At 70.4% G+C, this 21,042-nt stretch carries 15 protein-coding genes and 1 pseudogene; 11 read left to right on the top strand and 5 right to left on the bottom strand.

The window, feature by feature from the left end:
• Positions 1-189: 189 nt before the first annotated feature.
• Positions 190-1,515 carry a DNA-binding protein gene (locus tag ACGH52_RS00200; protein WP_399936572.1) on the top strand — a complete coding sequence of 442 codons (1,326 nt, stop codon included), beginning with the start codon at positions 190-192 and terminating at the stop codon, positions 1,513-1,515.
• 50 nt (positions 1,516-1,565) lie between these two features.
• On the opposite strand, the gene ACGH52_RS00195 is transcribed toward ACGH52_RS00200, so the two are convergent.
• Complete coding sequence (locus ACGH52_RS00195) at positions 1,566-2,579, bottom strand: NAD-dependent epimerase/dehydratase family protein (protein ID WP_399936570.1); 1,014 nt, start codon at positions 2,577-2,579, stop codon at positions 1,566-1,568.
• 1,002 nt (positions 2,580-3,581) lie between these two features.
• Here ACGH52_RS00195 and ACGH52_RS00190 point away from each other — a divergent pair.
• From ACGH52_RS00190 to ACGH52_RS00180, 3 genes are all read left to right on the top strand, one after another.
• Positions 3,582-3,959: a hypothetical protein gene (locus ACGH52_RS00190; protein WP_399936568.1), complete on the top strand. Its 378-nt coding sequence runs from the start codon at positions 3,582-3,584 to the stop codon at positions 3,957-3,959.
• A 269-nt stretch (positions 3,960-4,228) separates the two neighbouring features.
• On the top strand, positions 4,229-4,861 hold the full coding sequence (locus tag ACGH52_RS00185; protein WP_399936565.1) for an ATP/GTP-binding protein: 633 nt from the start codon (positions 4,229-4,231) through the stop codon (positions 4,859-4,861).
• Positions 4,862-5,232: 371 nt separating this feature from the next.
• Positions 5,233-5,541: a hypothetical protein gene (locus ACGH52_RS00180; RefSeq protein ID WP_210976107.1), complete on the top strand. Its 309-nt coding sequence runs from the start codon at positions 5,233-5,235 to the stop codon at positions 5,539-5,541.
• A gap of 1,249 nt (positions 5,542-6,790) precedes the next feature.
• Here ACGH52_RS00180 and ACGH52_RS00175 read toward each other — a convergent pair.
• Positions 6,791-8,170: an NF041680 family putative transposase gene (locus ACGH52_RS00175; RefSeq protein WP_399946570.1), complete on the bottom strand. Its 1,380-nt coding sequence runs from the start codon at positions 8,168-8,170 to the stop codon at positions 6,791-6,793.
• A gap of 1,519 nt (positions 8,171-9,689) precedes the next feature.
• Here ACGH52_RS00175 and ACGH52_RS00170 point away from each other — a divergent pair.
• Together ACGH52_RS00170 and ACGH52_RS00165 are read left to right on the top strand one after the other, a co-directional pair.
• Positions 9,690-9,884: pseudogene (locus ACGH52_RS00170) on the top strand (ISAs1 family transposase); the annotation flags it as partial.
• Between the two features lie 133 nt (positions 9,885-10,017).
• Positions 10,018-11,478: an NF041680 family putative transposase gene (locus tag ACGH52_RS00165; protein ID WP_399946567.1), complete on the top strand. Its 1,461-nt coding sequence runs from the start codon at positions 10,018-10,020 to the stop codon at positions 11,476-11,478.
• 166 nt (positions 11,479-11,644) lie between these two features.
• On the opposite strand, the gene ACGH52_RS00160 is transcribed toward ACGH52_RS00165, so the two are convergent.
• Complete coding sequence (locus ACGH52_RS00160) at positions 11,645-12,631, bottom strand: replication-relaxation family protein (protein WP_399936563.1); 987 nt, start codon at positions 12,629-12,631, stop codon at positions 11,645-11,647.
• Between the two features lie 502 nt (positions 12,632-13,133).
• On the opposite strand from ACGH52_RS00160, the gene ACGH52_RS00155 reads away from it, so the two are divergent.
• A complete protein-coding gene (locus ACGH52_RS00155) occupies positions 13,134-13,676 on the top strand; it encodes a hypothetical protein (protein WP_399936561.1) in 543 nt (180 codons plus the stop codon).
• 81 nt (positions 13,677-13,757) lie between these two features.
• On the opposite strand, the gene ACGH52_RS00150 is transcribed toward ACGH52_RS00155, so the two are convergent.
• Both ACGH52_RS00150 and ACGH52_RS00145 read right to left on the bottom strand, forming a co-directional pair.
• Positions 13,758-14,180 (bottom strand): hypothetical protein, encoded by a 423-nt coding sequence (locus ACGH52_RS00150; RefSeq protein WP_399936559.1) that lies wholly within the window; start codon positions 14,178-14,180, stop codon positions 13,758-13,760.
• A 585-nt stretch (positions 14,181-14,765) separates the two neighbouring features.
• Positions 14,766-15,182: a hypothetical protein gene (locus ACGH52_RS00145; protein WP_399936558.1), complete on the bottom strand. Its 417-nt coding sequence runs from the start codon at positions 15,180-15,182 to the stop codon at positions 14,766-14,768.
• A gap of 419 nt (positions 15,183-15,601) precedes the next feature.
• On the opposite strand from ACGH52_RS00145, the gene ACGH52_RS00140 reads away from it, so the two are divergent.
• From ACGH52_RS00140 to ACGH52_RS00125, 4 genes are all read left to right on the top strand, one after another.
• Positions 15,602-15,778, top strand: coding sequence for a hypothetical protein (locus tag ACGH52_RS00140; RefSeq protein WP_381260530.1), 177 nt, complete (start codon positions 15,602-15,604; stop codon positions 15,776-15,778).
• A 963-nt stretch (positions 15,779-16,741) separates the two neighbouring features.
• Positions 16,742-17,260 (top strand): hypothetical protein, encoded by a 519-nt coding sequence (locus ACGH52_RS00135; RefSeq protein WP_399936555.1) that lies wholly within the window; start codon positions 16,742-16,744, stop codon positions 17,258-17,260.
• A 124-nt stretch (positions 17,261-17,384) separates the two neighbouring features.
• Complete coding sequence (locus ACGH52_RS00130; RefSeq protein WP_399936554.1) at positions 17,385-19,847, top strand: hypothetical protein; 2,463 nt, start codon at positions 17,385-17,387, stop codon at positions 19,845-19,847.
• Positions 19,786-20,976, top strand: coding sequence for a hypothetical protein (locus tag ACGH52_RS00125; protein WP_399936552.1), 1,191 nt, complete (start codon positions 19,786-19,788; stop codon positions 20,974-20,976). Before ACGH52_RS00130 ends, ACGH52_RS00125 begins: the two co-directional genes overlap by 62 nt.
• Positions 20,977-21,042 lie beyond the last annotated feature (66 nt).

Below are 21,042 nucleotides of genomic sequence, written 5' to 3'. Positions count from 1 at the left end.
CGCGTGGCCCCGCCATGGCCCGGCCCATGGCTCCTGGGGCTCCTACGGGTGACATACGTGGCCTCGGGATAGCTTTGAAGTGGCTTCCCTGCGAGGTGTATTGCCGCCCGATGGACAGCCGGGGTCCCCTGCAGGGGAAGGGATCCATCCGCAGGCCGTGAGGCGCGGCTCCGCAGACTTGGGGGCGGGATGAGAAGCGAACCGAGGACACTGCTCGCCAAGCTGTGCGACCGGGACAAGCTCACCTACCGGCGGTTCGACAAGAAGTTCAATGAGACCGGCGTCCGCCTTTTCGGGAACAGCCCGAACAACCCGACGTGCGGAGAGACGCAGTTCCGGCGCTGGACCGGCGGCAAACTCACCGGGTTACCGGGGCCGGAGACCTGCCACGTCCTGGAGGCCATGTGGCCCGGGTACACGGCAGCTCAACTGTTCGCGGCACCGCCGGCGGAGGATCCCCAGGTACCCGTGTTCGACCTGGAAGAGCGAGTTCAGATGACCGCACGTGAAGCCCACGACGGCGCCGGCGCGACCGCCGCGGCGTCCATCTCCGACAACACCATCGACGAACTCCGCGACCAGGTGGTGAGCCTGGCCCGGCGCTACCACAGCCTGCCGGCCGCAGGCGCCTACGTAACGGCCGACAACCTGCGTCGCGACATCGAGCGGCATCGGGACCGCACGCAGGTGCCGTTCCAGCAGCAGACCCTGATGATCCTCAACGGGCAGACGGCCGCACTTCTTGCGGTCGCGGCGTTCGACCTGGGGTACTTCCCCAGCGCCCGTACCCTGGCCCGCACCGCGGCCGTGTACGGCGAGAGCACGCGCTTCGCGCCCTTGCAGGCCTACGCCGACGGCACCCTGGCCTACATCGCGTACCACTCGGGCGAGTCGAACGAGGCCCTGTCGAAGGCGCGGCGAGCCCTGACGTACGGCGGTATCGGCGATGTCGCCCGACGGCGCCTGCACGCCATCGCCGCTCGCGCGTACGCCCACCTCGGCGACATCGCCTCGGCACGCCGCACGATCCGGCTCTCCGAGGACCGGGGCCAGGACACGCGCGACGAACTGCACGACGAGGTGGGCGGCGAGTTCGGCTTCTCCGAGGAGCGGTTGGCCATGTCCAACAGCACGACGGCGCTGCTCATGGGGGACGCAGAGCAGGCCGAGACCGAGGCCGGGCGCGCCATCGCCCTTCTCGGCCGGCGGGCGCGGGACGAGCAGTCCCTCCACGTCCTGGCGGGCGCGGCGGCCGATCTGGCGTACGCCCGCCTCCTGTCCGACAACGTGGAGGGCGCGGCCGAGGCGCTGGCGCCGCTCTGGGACGTGCCGGCCGAGCAGCGCAAAACGGGTGTCGTCGTCCGGACAGCCCGGATCGGCAGGCACCTGGCACGGCCGCACTACCACGGTTCGTCACTCCCGTCGCAGCTGCGCGAACAGGTCGAGGAGTTCACCCGGGTCTCCCCGCCGTACCGACTCGGCCCGTCCGCGGCGCTCCTGGCGATCGGGCCCTGATCACGGAGAACACGGGGATCGGACGAGAGGGGCGCTCGGACGGCAGTGGTTCACAGGGAGGTGAGGATCCGCGCCTCCTTCTCCGCCGCGATCCCGTGCTCCGCCCGTCGTGGATGCTCCACGGGACGCCCGTCTCCCGCCCACCACTCCCAGGTGTCCCGCACCGTGTCGGCGATCGGCCGGCAGCGAAGACCCGCCTCGACCGCACGCCGGGAGTCCACCGCCCAGACACCGGCGTGGGTGCGCCACAGGGGGACCTCGGTCCACTGCTTCACGCCGTGCTCCGCCAGCACGGCCGGGTCGACCCAGACCGGCGTCCCGTCGCCCCTGGTGACCCGCAGGCATTCGGTGAGGAAGTCTTCGAACGAGATTCCGTCGGGATGAGTCACGTTGAAGGCGCCACGTTCGGTGCCGGCGACCAGGCGCACGGCGAAGGCGGCGACGTCCCGGACGTCCACCGGCTGGATTCGCTGCTCCGCCGGTGCGGGCGCGAGCATGCGTCCACCGCGCTGTGCGCGCTCCAGCCACCAGGGCAGCCGGCCCACGTACTCACCGGGCCCCAGGATGACCCCCGGCCGGAGGAAGACCGCTTCGTCGCCGAAGGCCTCGGCCACGGCCCGCTCTCCGCCGGCCTTCTGGAAGCCGTACTTGGTGGGGCTGCCGTCCTCCCCGGTGTAGCCGAACGACCCGTCGGCATCGGCCGGGCACCGCAGCAGGGGGGAATCCTCCGTCAACGGCTCGTGCGGCCAGCCTTCGTAGACGGAGACGGTGGACAGGTGCACCCAGCGGCGCGCATGCCCGGCCAGCGTGGTGGTGGCCAGGCGGACCTCGCGGGGCGGCAGCTCCGAGCTGGACGTGTCGACGACGGCGTCCCACGGACCGCGCTGCGCGAGCTTGCGCAGATCCTCCTGGACCGTACGATCACCGTGCACCGCCTCCACACCGGGGACGTCCACACCGGACTGACCACGATTGAAGGTGGTCACGCCCCACCCCTTCGCCAACGCGGTCTCCGCAATCGCCTTGCCCAGGAACCACGTTCCGCCCATGACGAGAATCCTCATGCCCTGATCCTGCCCTGCCCGGGGCGCGGACGACAGGGCGGGCTGCGCCGCTGGCCGAGCTGCGAGTGCAGGGGCCACGCATGCCAGAGGCGACTGCAATGCTGGGAGGGTGATCGGTGGTCCCCCTGGAAAACCTGCTCGACGTCGACAGACGGCACCCTGTGCACGGCAGCTGGGCTGCCAGCACCAGCAGGTGAGCTTCACGCTTGACACTCGAGCAGTTCCACGCGGGGCTCATTCAGCACTGTGCGAGGGAAGACCTTGTCCAGCGGCACGGACGATAGGCCAGCTCCGAAGTGCCCCATGGATGGACACCGCCCTATGTCTCATTTGTCGATTTCTGCAAAGCTTGCTGAAAACGCGTCCACACGACCGTAAACTCGCAGGTCAATCAGTCTGCTCCCCGCACCCGCGGGGATGGTCCCGTGCGCCTCCACCGTCCTCGCTTCGATCTTTCCCCGGACGCCGTGCCGTTGTTCGGCGCGTGACGGCGTTTCCCCTTTGTGCAGGCGCGTTTCGGCTGCCTCGTCTTGCCTGTGCAACAGGCTGTGCAGCGATGGTGCGGGGTGCGGACTGTGCACGGCGCCGGCCGTCTGCACAATTCAGCCGTTGAGGCTGCACAACGTTCTGACCTGCGGTGGTCGGTCCCGTGGTCGGGGCTGCACAGTGCATGGCCGGGGTTGTGCAGGCCGTGGTCGGGCTGCGCATTGGCCCGTTTGTGCTGTTACCTGGTGTGCGCAAGCGACTACGGTGACGGTCGACTGATGGTGATCACTGGGGGCTGGGATGCGTGCGACTGTGCAGGGACGACGAACCGCGGCGCTGTGCTGCGCCGTGGTGCTCGCCGGGGTGTTGGCCGGGTGCGGAGACTCCGGCGGCGACGCCAAGCCTGCGGCCTCTTCGTCGGCGTCTGCGCAACCGTCGGCGCCAGGCGCATCGACGGCTGCGTCACCGGATCCCGAGGCGGCCGACGAGTCGAAGGTGCTGGCGGTGTACCGGGCCATGACAGAGGCGGAAGCCGAGGCGTATCGCACGGGCACGGACAAGGGCACCGGCCTCGAGCGCTACGCCTCCCTGGACGCCCTCGGGCAGACACGCCTGGATCTGGCCCGGATGAAGGAGGCCGGGACGGTCGTACGCGGCGAGATCGGCCATGATCCGGAGGTGACCAGCCTCAACCTGGAGGCGAAGACGCCCACGGCGAAGCTGTCGGACTGCATCGACATGTCGAAGTACCAGACGTACGACGTGCGGGCGAAGAAGGTGATCCCGCTGCCGTCCGAGCAGCCGCTGCGCTACACCGCCACCGCGACGGCAGTACGCTGGGACGGCCGATGGATGATCACCGAGGTGAACACCCAGGGCGGGGGAGCATGCTGAGCAGACGCCGCATCACGCTCGCGGGTCCGACTGCCGCTGCGGCCGTGCTCCTGATGTCCGGCGCCGTGCCCGTCCACGCCGATAACGGGGGCACCGGCGTCGGTGGACCCGGTTGCCGGGGGGCCTCGAAGTACGTCAAGGTCTGCGCCTCCGACCGATCCAGCCGCCCTGGTGAGTCCGGGAGCTCGGGGAGGCCCGCGGCGGACTCCGGCGTCGGAGCGGGTGGTAAGGGCGGTGCGTCGGCGCCGAAATGCACCTACACCAAGCTCGTGCCGCAGCCACCGGCGGACAACCTCGCGGTGCAGGAAGGCAAGCGGCAGGGCGGCAGGGGAGCGGCGTACCAGGTGGTGTGCCCGGACACGGGCCGTATCGGTGTGGTTTGGATCCCGGACGGTGAGCAGGCGCCCGCGCAGCCCGCGATCGACCCGGAAGTCCTGGCCCGCCGCGCGGTCGATGCGATGCGCTTGGACGGCCCGGATGTCGCTTCTCCGCGCCCGGGCGGCACGTACACGGTCGGGGTGCCGATGTGGCTGTGGGTCCGCCAGGGCGAGACCGCCTACGGCCCAGCCACCGCCACGGCGTCCGCGGGCGCGGTCACGGTGACCGCCACCGCCAAGGTCACCTCGATCCGCTGGACGATGGGCGACGGCTCCACTGTCACCTGCACCGGTCCCGGCACCCCCTACCGCGGCAGCGAGAGCATGGCCGACTCACCGGACTGCGGACACCGCTACGCCAACACCAGCAGCGGTCAGCCCGACGAGCGGTTCCCGCTGACGGCCACCTCGACGTGGACCGTGGACTGGGAGGTCACCGGCGGGGGAGCGGACTCTGGCCAGTTCACCGAGACCCGGGCCAGTACCGTCGGTGTCCGCGTCGGTGAGGCACAGGTCGTCAATTGAATCGCGGTACCAAGCCCGGTGCTCCGATTCCCTTCACAGGCGTCGGGCTGCACTGCGTTGTGGCCGGCATGGTCGGGGCTGCTCCAGCGGTGGTCTCGCTAGCTTGATGGTTGCGCCCTCTTACGAGGGGTGTTACGAAACCTTTCTCCTGTCTGCTGCTATCGACGAGCTTCTGACCTGCGTAAATGCACTGCTCACGCGCCGAGCGGGGCGAATGGACTGGTGGGTGGCTAGAGTCGGCTGCGGACGGGCAGAACTGTGCCTGTACACCCGACCCCGCCTCGTGCGGGGTTTTTGTTGTCTTCTTCGAAGGGCCCCGACACGGCTGGTGTCGGGGCCCTTCGGCGTATCCGGGGAGGAACACGCTCGAGATGGAAGTTGTCATCATGGCGGCCGTCTGTGCGCTGGCGACGCTGGCGGTCGTGGTGGTTGTGGGGATCGTGGCGTTCACCCACATCGCGGCGAAGGTCGTTGGCCGTAGTCGCAAGGAGGACCTGCCGAAGGTGCTGGAGACGGTGGGCAGGACGCAGTCGGGCATGGTCGGCGTGCTGAGCCGCGGTGTGCGCCGCATGCTCCTGACGAGGGGTACGTCCGCGCCCACTACGGTTGCGGAACAGGCGTCGGCGGCCGATGGGACGTTCACGGACGGCGCCGGCGGCGCGGGGGTGGGCGGCCAGTGAGCAGTACGCAGACCAGCAGGATGCCGGCATACGGGCCAGCAAGGCGCCCCAGGCGCCAGGGCGGTAGATCGTACGGGCCCGACCGGGATCCGGTGGCCAGGCACGTCGGTGAGCCCTGGATCGACCGGGCCCTGCGCAAGGTACTCAAGCCCGCAGAGGTGCGGTTGCTGTCCGATTGCCTCTGGGGCGCCCCGCCAGACCAAATCGGCCGCCGCATGGGCATCGGCGAGGCAGACGTCCAGAGACTGGTGGCGGCCCTGCTGCACCGCATCAAGACCTCCGACTACGGGCCCGCCCTGCTTGAGGAACTCCGTTCAACAGGCGGACCACGGCTCTCCCGACTGCTGTGGGAGGGCCGCAAGGAAGTACCGGTGCACCGGTGTGAAAGAGCCGGATGCACCGCCCCGCCGTTCCTTCAGCGCACCACCGGACGGGCCCGCCACTTCTGCAGCGACGCCTGCAAGCAGGCTGCCTATCGACAGCGCCGCAAAGCGAAGGAAGCGTCCACCCCCACCACACCGAAGCGGCGGCCCTCCCCCACCCCAAGGCCCCGGGGCTACCTGCTGCGCGCCTACGACGAAGTACCGGAGTTGCCGGCGCCGAGGCGTGAGCAGGGCTGGTTCTTCCAGTACGTGCAGCGCCGCATGCGCAGTCTGACCGAGCCTGCCGCCCTTTATCCCGGTCCCGTCGCCAGGCCCAAGCGCACCAATGGCAGGGCGCCGCTGACCTTCATCGGCTTCGGGCCCCTTTCTACCCTCTCCAGGGGGCAGCTCTCCGACACGTTCTGGCTCCCCTACGCCGGCTTCATGCTTGATGAGGTGCACAGGTCGTCGTCTATTGGACGCTTCGGGCTAGGACGCCGCTTCGCTCTGGAATCGGCGCTCTTGAGTAACGTCCACAAGTCCGTTTTGAGGCCATCGCCTACGTTGACCAGCCCGTTGGAGGGGTCGGTGCCGGGGCGAGGACCGGTGCCGAGGGTCTTCTGCCCTGGGCCAAGCGCCAGGTATCCCTTGCTTTCCCCTCCCACGTGCGGCCCGCCCCCACAGCCCCGATACCCGAGCACCACGCCAGCTCGGTCACGATCACGCGTCCCGATTAGGCGTCGTCACACACGTAGAAGGAGGTGACAGACGCCCCACGGCGGACGGTTTCACCAGTCGCGGCGCGGACTCCGACAAGTTAATCGAGATCCGCGCCAACACCGTCGACGTCCTGGTCGGTGATTCCATGCCTTCAGCTTGTTCTTTATCTACCAAGATCTTCCAGGCTTGCCGATGGCCTTGAGGGTCTCTGGGCGTTTGACGGTCTTGCCGACGTCGTAGCGGGGGGCCCGGTGTTTGTTCTTGGCGCCGGGTGGCCGTCCGGGGCCGGTTCCTCGGGGTTTGGGAACACGGGTCGTGCAGGCGAGATGAGCGCGGATGTTCCTGAACCCTCGGCGGACCCGGGCCGGGGTGAGCCGGAGCTGGGTGTGGGCGACGATCAGGAGCCAGGTCCAGCGGTCCGCGGCGTCGGGAGTGCGGAGTTTCGGGGTGGTCCAGCCGAGGGTCTGTTTCGCGAAGCGGAAGGTGCGCTCCAGGTCGAAGCGGCGGAGAAACGCCTGCCAGAAGCGGTCCACGTCGTCCGGGGTGGCACCGGTCTTGGAGGACCATAACCACACCGGCGGGGCATCCCGGTCCTTCGACAGGTGCTCGACCTTCAGCCGTATCAACGTGCCCTCGATCACGGGCAGTTCGCCGTCGTGGTCGAGCCAGGAGGAGCGGTGGGTGAGCCGGGGGTGGACCCTGTCCCATGCCTGCGTTTCGGCCTTGCCGTAGTTGCTGGTGTCAGTGACCGTGGTGATCGCGGGCTGGGGCCAGGTCTCCGGCTTGGTGAAGCGGAACTCCGGGCCGTGCTTGGGCGGCCGTCCGTTGACGCCGTGCATCCTCGGCGGCTTCGGCAGGCGCATGACGCGGTCGGAGCGGACCCGGCCGACCATCTCGACCGGCAGGTCGCGCAGAACCCAGGCCAGGCGGGTGACGTCGTAGCCGGCGTCGCTGACGATCACGATGGCCGGGTCCCCGGCTTGCCACTGGCCTGTGGCGATGAGCCGTTCAACGACTCCTCGGAGCTGGGCGGCGGTGACCGCGGTCGCATCGTCCGCCGGGCCGAGCCGAACCGTGTCCAGGATCGCGGTCCAGGAGGTGGCACCCGGCTCCAGCACGGCCACGAAGGAGTAGGGCCAGCCCGGAATGAACTGCGATGCTGTCTTCGCGCGGCCGTAGACGTGGCAAAACAGCCGCTCTGCTGAACATGGCGCATCCGAGCGGAGCCATGGCGACACGTCGACCGCAAGGACCAGGCGCCCGCCCTCGAAACGCGGCAGCGGCAGCCCGGCCAGCACCGTCTGGAGCCGGTCGACGTCGATCCGGCCGTGGTTCAGGCCGCCGTACATCGCTCCGTGCCCGCGACGATGCTCGGGCAGCAGCGTCAGGTCCACCGGGGACTTCACCGCCCCGTCCGCACACAGCACCGCGTCCACGAGCTCGAACAACTCGTCGCGCCGGGCGGTCAGACACTCGTAGAACTCGCCCCGGAAGCGTGACGCTTCCGCGAACGCCTCCCTTCGGACAGCATCAGGCAGCAGACTCACCCTCACGGCCTTCGTCGTGGTCACGTGCACCTTGGTCGGAGCACATGATCAGACGAAGGCCGCTCCCACGTCCGGCGAATCCCCATGCGAGCGAATCCGTTCGAGACGCCATTCGAGCCCGTGGCACCATGTACCGCATGACGACGAACCGAAAGGTCCATGCCGCGTAGACGGCCAGGACAGATTCGTGCCGGCGCCCTCGGCAGCCACCTGACAACCGGTGCAAGGCCAGTCATCGACGGCCTGTCTTCGCGTGCACTGTCCGAGATCGCCCGTCTCGAGCACACCCGCAACTATCTGCAGCCAGGCGATGTCAGCACAGCTGTGGGCCTGTGGAAGAACTACGTCCTCCAGCCCGAGCGGGATCTGTGGCACGACTACGAGTGGGGCAACGTGCACTGGTACTGCTGCGGCGACCCCCTCGAAGCCCGAGCCCTCCTCGACACCGTCATGCAGGCCATATCACCCCGAAGTGCCCGCGCACTTCGAAAGGTTGTCAGCCGGTCAGACGCCGTCTGGGCCCGCCCATCCCCGCCTTATGACGCGGACGGTAGATAAAGAACAAGCTGAGCCCGGCGGGATCAGGGCGCCCCAGCACGCTGCGCAGGGCCTTCTCGCTCGGCACCCGGTAGCGGCCCAGGAGCGGGTGGTAGTGCGGGCCGAAGGCGGCCAGTTCCGTTGATATGCCTTCCGAAATCGCTATTGACATATGCACCTCGGGAGGGGGTGGCGTAGCGTCAGGTCAGCAAGATTCTGTGCTCCGTCGGGAACTGATCGGCCGTTAGCTTCGTTCCCCCTCTACAGCTCAGGCGCTGTACGAGTGAATTGGATCTTTGGACTCCGGGAAGGGGCCCCGATGCATGACCCATAGCGTGATCATCCGCCAGTGGTGCAGCCACGCATACGTACTTCGGTGACGTGATCTTCGACCCTAGGAGAACCGCGATGCATGACCCTTAGCGTGATCACCCGTAAGCGGCACGGTCATGCCACGTCGTAGCCGACGTGGTGATGCGTGATTGCCAGAACCGCGGAGGGCGGGGCAAAAGAAGTCCCCCCGGCAATCACGCCCAGTTTGCACAAACCGGCGCACAAATCTCAATGCGCCTCTCGTGAGGAGAAATCCCATGTCATTCACACACTCAACTCTGAGGAGAAGAAGATGCAGAAGCCCAATCCGGACGTAGATCGACTCGTTCGAATCGCCAAAATCGCTCTCAACGTGTTCGTTGTACTGCTGGTGTCCGCCCTTCTAGCGCTGGTGGTTGGACTCGTAGCGCAGGCGAGTGGGACTCCAACTCCGGCGGCCCTAGGGGTCGCAGGGGACTCTTTTGTGAAGATCGCAGGTGTACTTCTCGGGGCGGTCGGTTTGATCTATGCCGTCGCACCACCTAAAAAATAGTTGCACCTGTACCGCTAGATATGTTCTAAACAGCGTCTGAGCTTAACCTGATTGAATGGATGGCCCCGGAGTGGACGCACTCCGGGGCCATCTCCATGTGTGGGCCGCTGGTGCCGTGACGGCGGCCAAGGGCGCGAACAGCGCCGGGCCTCCAGGGCTGCTGCTCAAGCCGCTCCAGTGCGCCGCATGCGTCGCGCGATCGCGGTGGACGGCAAGTGGCTGCGCGGTGCAAGACTGCCCCACGGCAGCCGGGATCTCGTGCTGTCCGCGGTCCGCCAGGGCGACGGCATTGCCTTGGCCCCGCCTGAGCTTGTTCTTTTTCTACCGGCCTCGAACAGCGTCCCGAACTGTGTCGCTCACCTGGGTGTTCGCGGGACGTGGGGGCGGCCTTCGTCTGATCGTGTGTTCCGACCAAGGAATGCACGTGACCGGGACGAAGGCCGTGATGGTGAGTGTGCTGGCTGAAGGGGTCCGTCGGGAGTCGTTCGCGGAAGCGTCACGCTTCCGGGGCGAGTTCTACGAGTGTCTGACCGCCCGGCGGGATGAGTTGTTCGAGTTGGTGGACGCGGTGCTGTGCGCGGATGGCCCGGTGAAATCGCCGGTGGATCTGACGCTGGTGCCTGAGCATCGGCGTGGGCACGGCGCGTTGTACGGAGCCCTCAACCGCGGCCGGATCGACGTCGACAGGTTGCGGGCTCTGCTGGCCGGCATGCCCCTGCCGCGCTTCGAGGGCGGGCGCCTGGTGCTCGCGGTCGACGTGTCACCGTGGCTGCGCTCGGATGCGCCGTGCTCGGCGGACCGGTTGTTCTGCCATGTCTACGGGCGGGCGAAGTCCGCCTCCCAGTTCATCCCGGGCTGGCCGTACTCTTTCGTCGCCGTCCTGGAGCCCGGGGCCACCTCGTGGACCGGGATCTTGGACGTAGTCCGGCTCGGGCCCGAGGACGATGCGACCGCGGTCACCGCCGTCCAGCTCCGCGCCGTGGTGGAGCGGCTCATCGCGGCCGGTCAGTGGACGCCTGGGGACCCGGACATCACGATCGTCATGGACGCCGGCTACGACGTCACTCGCCTGGCCTGGGTCCTGCGGGATCTGTCCGTCGAGCTGGTCGAGCGGATCCGCTCGGACCGGGTGATGCGCTGTCCGGCGCCCTCGCGTGAGGAGTTCCATCGCGCCCCTCCCCGCGGTGGCCACCCGCCCAAGCACGGGTCGGAGTTCCGCTTCGCCAAACCGGAGACCTGGCCCGAGGCGGCGATCACCACGGCCACCGACACCGTGAACTACGGCAAGGCCGAAACCCAGGCGTGGGACCGGGTCCACCCGCGACTGACCCACCGCTCGGCCTGGCTGGAGCATGACGGTGAACTCCCCATCGTTGAGGGCACCTTGGTCCGCCTCAAGGTCGAGCACCTCTCGAAAGACCGGGAGGCGCCGGCAGTATGGCTGTGGTCCTCGCAGACCGGGGCCGCCCTGGCGGACGTGAACCGCTGGTGGCAGGGGTTTCTGAGGCGATTCGACCTGGAGCACACGTTCCGTTTCGCGAAACAGACGCTCGGCTGGACCACCCCGAAGGTGCGCAAGCCCGAAGCGGCGGACCGCTGGACCTGGCTCCTGGTCGTCGCGCACACCCAGCTCCGCCTCGCCCGGCCACTGGCCGCCGACCTCCGCCGGCCCTGGGAGAAGCCGACCAAGCCCGAACGCCTCACCCCGGCCCGGGTCCGCCGCGGGTTCAGGAACATCCGAGCACACATCCTCTGCCCCGCCCGTGTTCCCCAACATCGCGGCGCCGGTCCCGGACGGCCACCCGGCACCAAGAACCGCCGTCCCGCACCCCGCTACGACGTGGGCAAGACCGTCAAACGCCCCGAGACCCTCAAGGCCATGGGCAGACCTGGAAGATCTTGGTAGCTGGAGAACAAGGGCGAGCATCGCGCCGAGGTGCGGCTGACACACGCCGCAGCATGTGCAGTCCCGATCGGCCATGCTCTCTGTCCGCAGTGACGTGCCGAAGCATTGGGTATGCGTGACAGCACCTGAATCATACCGAGGGCATCCGCCAGGTTAAAGCTCAAGCTCAGCTGACGCCCCACGCGAGGCGGGGGCCTGTCCTAGTCGGGCCTGTGGCCCCGGCGTTCGTGGTCGGGCCCGGGAGGGCGCGCATCGTTTGCGTCCATCCGACTCGCTGGTCGGGGCCACCGATGGGGTGCCAGACGGGTGCGGTTGGGCCGTGGCGCAGGAGGTCGGTCATGGGTGTGGCGAGGACGGGGACGTCGCGCAGGAGCGCGGTGAGGGCTGGTTGCCGGGCGGCAGCCTCGAGGGCTGTCAGGCGGGTGTGGATGCCGGCGGGTCCGGTGCCGTCCAGGACGAACAACAGCCGCGGAAACAGGGGGTAGCGCCGTCGCCAGCTCTCCTCTGGGACGGCCAGGGTCCGGCGTGTGCCGGGTGGAGGTGCGGCCACGTACTGGTGGAGGCGGGCGTAGGCGCCGAGTTTGGCGGCCAGCCGCTCGGGTCCCATGGTGGCCCGGTCGACTTCCACGAAGGCCCGCAGCATTGCCCCGCTCCCGCTGTCCGACCCGCCGGCGCCGGTGTCGTGGCTGCGGTAGTAGAGCAGTGCGTCAGGGATGACAGCCTCCCCGCTTCCCAGGGGGTGGTGGACTTCAGGGATCCAGTCGAGGGGCTGGCACAGGTCGCCGCGGCGGCGGGCGTCCTGCAGGAACGCCAGCGCGGTTTCGGTGACGGTCAGCCCGTGCCCGACACCCAGCCGCACCGCGGTGGGGTCGTGCGCGCCCCGCGGGGGCCGGCGGCCGCGGAGCTCGGGCCCCTCGGACGCCACCTGCGCCCCGTAGCGGGTGGTGTACCAGACCCGGGTCCGTCCGGCCTGAGGCAGTGTCACCCGGTCGATGAGGCCTTCACCGCGCAGCTTCACCAGCCGGCGCCGCGTCTGCTCGATCCGCACGTCCGGGGACAGGATCAGGTGCAGCTGCTCGGTGGTGGCCATCCGGTACTGCGCGAGCACCGCGACGGCCAGCCGGTCCCGGCTACTGGTGTCGACGTCTGTCAATGGTCCGCTCCCTCGTCCAGCGGCACCCGTCCTTGTTCGGGTGCCGCGTCTCCGAGGCAGGGCATCAGCCGACCCCGACCACCAGGGCGACCACCAAGGCCCGACCACGGTCACGATGCGACAACACCGCCCTCGACCACGCCCACAACCCCGCTGATAACCCCGCCGACAACTGTTCCCGCCCCACCCGCGGCCGACTGGTGAAGCAGCAGGTCACCATGCCTCATCGGCGTGGTCGGGAGCCCGACAACCCCCTCTGCACACCCCCGCGCTGGTCCCGGACCGAGAAGAGAAAGAAGGGAAGGGGACGGGCGGGCGGCGGTGCGGTGTGCGCCGGGGGCCAGGCGGGCTCCTGGTCTCGTTGCGCGTCGGCCGAGCCTCCGCGCATCCGCAGCCGCACGACTGGCGCCCGAAGCGCCCCGGTGCCGGGGTCCCGTGCTCAAGAGCCACGGCCGGAACCTCGAGAGGGGATCTTGTCAGTGCTCGTTCGTAGGATCACGGCATGTCTGATGCCTTCACCGTGTTGTGGACCCATGACGTGTGCTGTGCGCTGCGCAAGGCCGGCCGTGTGGGGGAGCGGCCGTCGGTCGCGTTCAGCGGTGTTCATTCTTCCCTGCCCGCCTGGAGCGGGGCTCAGGCGGGAGATGAGGTGTACGCGTTGCATGTCAACCGGCGTGAGGTGTTCGTGGTGAGCCGGATGCGGGTGATCGACCGCGAGCGGCGCGGCTGCTGTGGCACGGCTCCCGCGACGTGGGAGGACCCTGCCTACCCCGGGCATGACGACTGGTCGATGCTCGGCGCCGAGGGCTGCGGCGCCGATGCGGTGCACGTTAACGCCACACCCATACGCTTCGATACGCCCATTTCCGGCGACCTACTCGCCAGGCTCACCTGGCGCAACCGCCGGGGCCAGACCCGCCAGCTGAAGTACGTAGTGGACGGCCGTCTCGAGAACTCGGTCAGCCTCCAGGGCTTCTACCGCCTGACACCCGAGTCGGCCGCAGAGTTGGCGGCCGTCACCGCCGACGCCGTCTCCAGCCGCTGACAGACAACCCGGGGCTCGGTAACACACCCCGCGACGACCACAGCTGAGCACCAACCAGGCTGTCCCTACCCGAAGGCTTCGTCACCTGCCCGCGGCGGTCTGCTCGCGCTTGTACTGGGCGCGGGCTTCGGTCATGGCGCGCTGCCAGCTGCGTTCGTTGCCGCCGTGTTCGCGGGCCAGATGTGCGGCCATGCCGCGCCGGTAGCCGCCGGCCTGGCGGAGTTCGGCGAGGGCGAGGGCCACAGCTCGGTCCCGTCGGTCGCGGCCCCAGCCGCCTCCGTGGTTGCCCCGGCCGTCTCCGGGACGCCGTCCCGCAGTCTGCAGACGGCCGGTGCCGACGTCCTGCCCCCAGGCGCTCCAGAATGCCTCCACGGCCTTCTGGTCGTAGTAGTGGGTGCGTTCCAGCGTGCACGCCACCTCCGGGAACCGGAGCTCCTCGGAGTACTGATCGCGTTGGGTGTACCAGCGGTTCACGGTCGCCGCCGACGCTCCCGTGTGCTGCATGACCCACGCCCGGCTCACCACCCATCGGCCATCCACGATCCGACGCAACGCACTGTCCTCGCTCGTCACCGACACTCCCTCGCCCTGTGCGCAGCGCAGCATCCCGACCACCAACTCCCGTACAATAGACCAGTCTCACCAGAGATACGCTGGCGGGAAATGCAGAAGAGGGTTTGCCGACCCGCTCGCATTCTACATTTCCCGCCAGCACTCATACCCACTCCGTACCTTTCATAAAGAAAAGCCCCACCATAAATGGCAGGGCGCGGGGCGCAGCGCAGCACAGAATTAACTTCCCCCCTTTATTCCTCTTTTCCCCGCGGAGCGGGTGTCCCGGGGCGCTGCGCGCCCTGGGGAAGCGAAATGGCGGGCGGCTGTGCCGCCCGCAGGGTGGTGGGCGGGGCGCTGCGCTTCCCGCCGCGGGGGCACGGTCCGCTGCGCTCCCCTCCCCGGGTTGGTCGGCCGGGGAGGGGAGCTGTGTGCGGCAGGGCACCGGGTCGCCATCCGCGTGTGCCCTGCCGCGCCCCGGGCGGGCCAACGGGGCGGGAGGCGGGCCCCGGGGAGCCACCCCGGGGCCCGCAGGGCTTACAGGACGGTGTAGGCGACCGGCGGATAGACCGCCTCGCACCCGTCCCCGTCATCGGCCGCGTGCAGGGTGAAGGCGTCCGCGTACGCGCCCAGATCGCAGCCGTCGAGGAGTTCGGCGGCCTCGGCGGCCGGGCACTCGTTCAGCACCCCCCAGGACAAGTGCCAGGCCCGCACCGTGGCCCGGCCGTCCGCGCCGGTAGAGCGCAGGTACATCACGCCCGAGCACAGCGTCTGCGCCAGCCCGCACATCAGCAGGAACGCGAAGTTGTCGAAGTACGTCGACTCCGCACCCACCAGGTCATCAGAACCGCCGTCACCCTCCACCGTGACCGGCAGGACCGCACTCACCGGCCGCTGCCCCTCCATGTCCACCCCGAGCCGCACCACATGCTCACCCGGCGCCAGCCGCGCCATGTGACAAATCCATGAAGGATCACTGCATGAGTGATGCGTTGAGCTGCTGATCTAGTGATCGTTGCGGGATCCCTAGTCGTCGTGGCGGATTGATCTGAGCTGGGGTTTCCGTGGAGGTTCAAGAGTCAAGCAGTCCTCTGAAGTGCGAGGTCATTGATCGTTCCGGAATTCAGTGATCGTCGAAGGATTCGCTATTGCCGGGTGGATCAGGCGGAGCGAGTCTGTGCTGGTCAGGTAGGTGTGGGGGAGTGGGGTGGGGCATGAGCGCGGCTGCGGGCGTGGTCGGTGTTGACAAGTTGGTTGGCTGGCCTCGTGCAAGGAGGTTGATCTCTGTGTATCCGTGATCAAGAGGAGGACCTGGCAAGGTGCCCGGCGTACCGTTTCCCGGTGGGTGTCATTGCCCGTCCTCGGCTGTGGACATGACGTCAGCGAGGCCCGAGCGCCCGGTCGGTGAACTGCTGGGCGATCTCGCACGGTTGTATCTGGGCGCCTGGGCGGCCTGCGAGCGGCGGGCCTGGACCGACGGCATCCTGCCTGACCCGGGATCTCAGTACGGGGTCTACGAGTTCTGTACGAGTGTGGGCTTCGCCGCCTGACCGCGCGAGCTCCCACGCGCAACACGGTGCTGTCTCTCGCCGTCTTCTCGGCATGGCAGAGGGCCGACCTGGAGCAGGTCGGCCCTCACGGTTGGGTCGGGTGCTGCCACGCACGCCGGTGCCCGAAGGTTCGCAACTTGGCGCATCAGGACACCCCGCAGGCCGTGTTGGCGCACGCCCTGCCCCACTGGGGCCGGCACACCATGTGTCGGCCCCAGCGCATGCTCACCCCTCCGCCGCCGTCGTCGTGCGGCCGTGGAGATCCGTGAGGGCCCTGGGGACGCGGTGCCGGGGCGAGGCCGTCACCCGGGGTTGGCGGCCGGCCCGCTCGAAGTGCTGCTCCCTGTCCGTCCTCGGCGTCGCAGGGCACCTCATGATGGCCGTCCTCCCGCACCGGAGGCTTTCACAAGTTCACACACTTTCACGCACGCGCCCATGCGGCAGCAGGCGGCCGCATGACGACGTCTGCCGGGCCTCGGGGCGGCGTTCATCGTCCGCTTGCCTGCCCGGGACCACGGTGGCCGCCCGCCCTCGGAGGTCCGTCGGCCGTCGTACGACGGCCGGTGTGCCCTTCCGTAGAAGTTGCTCGACGACCCGGTGGAGAGATGGAAGGGTCGGTGGGTGGCGGGCGGCGGGTGTCTGGCCGGTGTGGCCGGAACTATGCGGTGCTCGTGGACGCGGGAGTGCTCATGAGGGTGTGGGAGCCGGCGGGATGGTCAACGCTGCCCTTCTGCTGCTGCGGCCGCTGCCGGTGACGGGAGGACCGGAGCCGGCCACGGGATGTTCCCGGCTGTCTTCTTGCGCCGCTGTCTGCCACTGAACAGAGCGGACGGTGACGTCCTGTGGGACTTCGACGGCCCACTCTGCCGTCTGTTCGGCCGCTGATGGCCCCGTTTCGCCGCTCGTTGCGGCATCGCGCCCGTGAGCCGCCCGGATTGTCCGGGCGCCTCGTACCGGGATCTCGTGAGCCCGTTTCTGTCTGCAGAGGCGGGTTTTGTGCTGTGCGGCGGCGTGATGCCGCAACGCGCGGCATGCGCCGGGGGCCACGGCTTCACCCTGTTTCGAGAGGACGTGGATCAAGTGATTGTGACCTGGCCGCAGTTGGGGCTGTCCGGGCTGGTGATGGCCGTGTTCGGGGTGATGGCCGTGTTCGGGGTGGTGGCCGGGCTGTTCGTCGGGCGTCGGCGCTCGGACTGGCGCGCGCCGATCGGGACGGCCCTGAGAATCGCGGTGGTGGTGCTCCTGGCGGTGGTGACCGCGCTGCGCAAGGCGCCGGCGGCGGTGACGTGGAGCCAGCTCAGGGCGGTGGTGCTGGTGACGGTGGTCGTGCTGCTGCTGAGCGGTGGCGGGTTCCACCTCGTACGCAAGCGGCCGGCCTGGCAAGAGGCGCTCGATACGGCGCTGCTGATCCTGGTGGTGCTGTTCGTCGTGCTCCTGGCGGTGGCGGCCCTTGCCGCGATCGCGGGACGGCAGATCGGCTGACGGCGGCGGGCGGGAGGGCGTCGTCGGCCGGCACGGTGCGGAGCACGGGCAGGTCGGGCGGGTGGCTACGGCGGATCTGCGGTATCGGTGCGGGGGTGGTGGCCAGCTGGTCTACGGTGCTGCGGTGAGTGACCAGGTGGCGCCGGTGGGCGCGAGTGTGCTGCCCGAGGTCGACGATGTCCTCGCGGACGCCCTGCGGGCTCAGGGCGAGGCGGGCGTAAGGGCGTTGGGGCTGCTGCGGGATGCCCGCCGGGTCCTGACGGGCGGCGGGTTCGAGCAGCGGGAGGAGGTCGCCGCGGCGTGTGTGCGGTCCGTGGCGGACGGGCTGCTGGCGCCCGGCACTCCGGGCGCTGTAGGTCTGAAGGACGCGGCGAAGGACCTGCTGATCGCGGTGGACGCCCTCCCACGGCCCCCGGCCGGCACCGCGCGGCTGGCCGACGCAGTGGTCGCCGAGGCCGAGGCCGGGGTGTGGGAGCGGATGCGGGAGGCGGCCGCGGTGCTGCGCGGTGAGGTGGAGAGCCCGGGGGGCTTCCACCGGGCCCGGGCCGCCGGCGTCTTCGAGCGGCTGACGGGCGTCACGCCCGGTGCGGCGCAGGAGACGGCGCTGGACGTGTGGAGCAGGATCTACGGCGCGGCGTCGAGCATCCTGCACGGCCGCAGCGCCGGTCCCGGCGAGGCCGCCGCCCTGTACGTCGCCATCCTCGGTGCGGCGCGGAACCTGCTCGTGCCGCTGCCCGCCAGGGCCGCCCGCGTTCTCGAACTTGCCGCGCTCCAGCACCCGGGTGAGGCCGAGGCGCGGGAGCTGGCCGGCTGGGCGGACCCGCGCGCCACCGGGTACTTCCTCCGTTCCGGCCCGGCCGCGGCCTGGCTGGAGGTCCTTGACCAGTACGCGCCGCACCTGCTGCTGGCCGACGGGGCGGCCGGACTATGGCCGGCAGCCCCGTTCCTGGAGCACCTGGCCGCCGTCGCCCCGGAGACGGCCCGGCCGTGGCTGCACGGGCACGCCGTCCAGCTCGCCGCCGTCGGCCCGCAGGTCTTGGTCGACCTGCTGCTTCTGGCCCAGGACGGCGCCCTGACGAGTGCCGGTGTCCGGCTGCTGCTCCCGTACGTTCTCGTTCCGGTCCGTGACGGGGAGCCGGTCAAGAGGGCGGACTGGCCGCGCGGGCTGACGGCCCGCTGGGCGGGAAGGCTCCCGATGGCCGGGCGTGACAGGGACTGGGTGTTCGTGGTCGAGGCGCTGCTGCACGACGTGGTCGACTCGGGCGGCCTGGCCTTCCAGGCCATGATGAAGCGCCCTCACCCCGGCCCTGAGCTGTCCCCGGCCGACGCCGTCCGGCTGGCGCATTCCGATCCGGAGGTGGAGAAGGAGATCGCGCGGACCTGGGCCGTCCTCCTGCCAGCCGGCGACGTCATGGTTCTGCTGCGGGAGCTCGTGGCGACCATCCACGGCCAGGGCCCCGGTCCGTTCCGCTCGGCCCGTATGGTCCGGGCCGTACTGGCGGGCCTGCTGTGCCGCAACGTCGAGTCCGGCACCAAGGGGGCCTTCAACCGGGGCGACCTGGACGAGGTCTGCCTCCAGGAGGACTGGGTCGTCTTCCAGGCCGAGGTCCTCGGCCCGTTCCTGGGACCGCTGCTGGCCCGGGCGGTCCTGGACCTCGCCGCGGCGGACGCCGCAGCCGGCCTCCCGCTGGCCGAGCGGGTGCGGGCATGGAAACGGATCGCCGATGCGGACGCCCACCTGCACGACCGGCTGCTTGCCGCCCACCTGGCCGCGCACCCGCCCGCTGGTGCTGCGGGCGCGGGGGAGTGGTGGGACCGGGCGGTCGAGGTCACCGTGCGGCTGCTGGCCGCCCGCCCTGCGCCGGAAGGCGCGCGGCTGGCCGCCCTGATCCTGCAGGACTGCCCGCCCCAGCGGGCCGCCGGCCTCGACCAGCGGGCGCGGGCGGCGCTCGGCCCGGGCCCGTCCGCCCGGGAAGCGGACCAGGTCCTGCCCGCCGGCATCGACGCCGGCCTGGCCGAGGCCGCGGTAGAGCCGCTCGCCTCGTGGCTGCGGGTGTGGGAGTGGTCGCCGGTCCTGCCCGCCGGGCTGCTCACCGGCTTCGCCCCGCTGCTCGCCGCGGTAGGCCGGCTGAAGCCGGCCGGGCCGCCCGACCCGCGCGCCGCCGTCCGCCCGGCGCCGCGCAACTCCGTCGCGCTGGAGGTGGTGGACCTGCTGGAGTTGGCCGCCGTGTCCGGCCCACTCGCAGCGGCCGCCGCCCTCGCCGCCGCCGAGGACGCGGACAGTTACGCGAGGGTGCTGCAGCGCCTCGGGGGGGGCCGACCCGCGCGGCTGGACCGCCGACGTCCCCCGGGTGCTCGCCGCCCTGCAGCTGCCGGAGCTCGGCGCGTTCTACCTTGCCGCGGCCGCCGGCGTAGCGCGCCGCCGCGGAGCCTTTCCCGCCGGCCCGGCTCCAGCCGCCCTCGCCGCCCTCACGCTGCGCCGTGCCCTGCCCGCCCCCGCGGCCGGCCAACCGCCGTCCACCGCGGTGACGTTCGCCGACCAGGCGGTGTTCGACCTGCTGAGTATCGTGTGGCGCACCGGCGCTGACCTGGCCGACGACCTGCCGGCCGTCCTGGACCACCTGCACGCCCTAGCCGAGCCCCTCGCCCGCCCCGCCGCCCCCACGCCGCCCGCGGACGGCCCGCAGGAGACCGCCCCCGCCCCCGCCTCCGCAGACGCCGGCTCCACCGGTGACGGACCGGGCGGGGCCGGGGAGTTGGCCGGTGACCTGGCGGATTCGCACCCGGCGGTGCGCGCGCTGGACTGCCTGCTCGAGTACGCCGCCAGCCGGGCACCCGTGGACGGCGCGATGCCCGGCGACGTCCTCCACCTGCTCGCCGGTGTCCTTGCCGCCCGCGGCGGCGACGAGGCGGTCGCCGGCGTGATCGGGGTGCGCCTGCCGGTCCTGCACCACCGCGCCACCGCCTTCACCGCCGCCCACCCCGAGCTGTACGCCCTTGCCCCCGGCCGGCCTTCACCGGCTGCCGCGTGGCTGGAGCACGGCGGACGCGATCCGCTGCTGCTCGCCGCCCTGGACCGCGGCGAGCTCCTGGCCGTCCTGCGCGAGCATCCGGTCCGCGTGTCCCTCCGCGTGGTGGACGCGCTGCTGGACGGCCATCACGATCTGCTCGGCGACCCCGCGGCCGCCTGGCGCGAGGTGGCCGCGGGCCCGGGCGGCGGCGAGGCGGTCGCCTGCCTGTTCCTGACGCTCGCCCTCCTCAGGCCGCAGCGCCCCCGGACCGGCAATGCCGCCTCGGCCCCGGCAGGCCGTGACGCCGAGGACGTCGCCCGTGTGTGGTGGGCGGCGGCGCTCGACGCCGGCCTGCCGTCCGGCGCGCTCGCCGGCGCCGGCCACCTCGCCAAGCTCGCCGTCGCGGACGAGGTGTGGCTGCGCCTGGCGCGGCGCAGCGCCGAGCACACCCCGGCCCTGATCGACGCCGGCGATGTCGCCGAGCGCGCCGCCGGCCACCCGCGCAGCCCCGATGCCCTGCTCCTGGCCGCGCACCTGCTCATCCCTACCGAGCCCGGCCCCGGGTACGACACCGAGGTCCGCCGGCACGCCTGGGCCCTGCTGGAGGCCGCCGTGGCCCTGCCCTCGGCCGAGCGCCCGGCCGAGACGGAGCAGCTGCGCCGGGCGCTGATCGACGCCGGCGAGATCCAGGCCGCGCGTACCTGACGGACCGGACGGCGGGCCAGCCCGCTGCGCCCCGGTGCCGAGGCCGTGGTGGGGCCCGCGGGCGAT

The sequence above is a fragment of the Streptomyces sp. BBFR25 genome (assembly GCF_044590125.1).
Taxonomy (GTDB): domain Bacteria; phylum Actinomycetota; class Actinomycetes; order Streptomycetales; family Streptomycetaceae; genus Streptomyces; species Streptomyces canus_D.
This window is presented reverse-complemented; position numbering and strand designations above follow the sequence as displayed.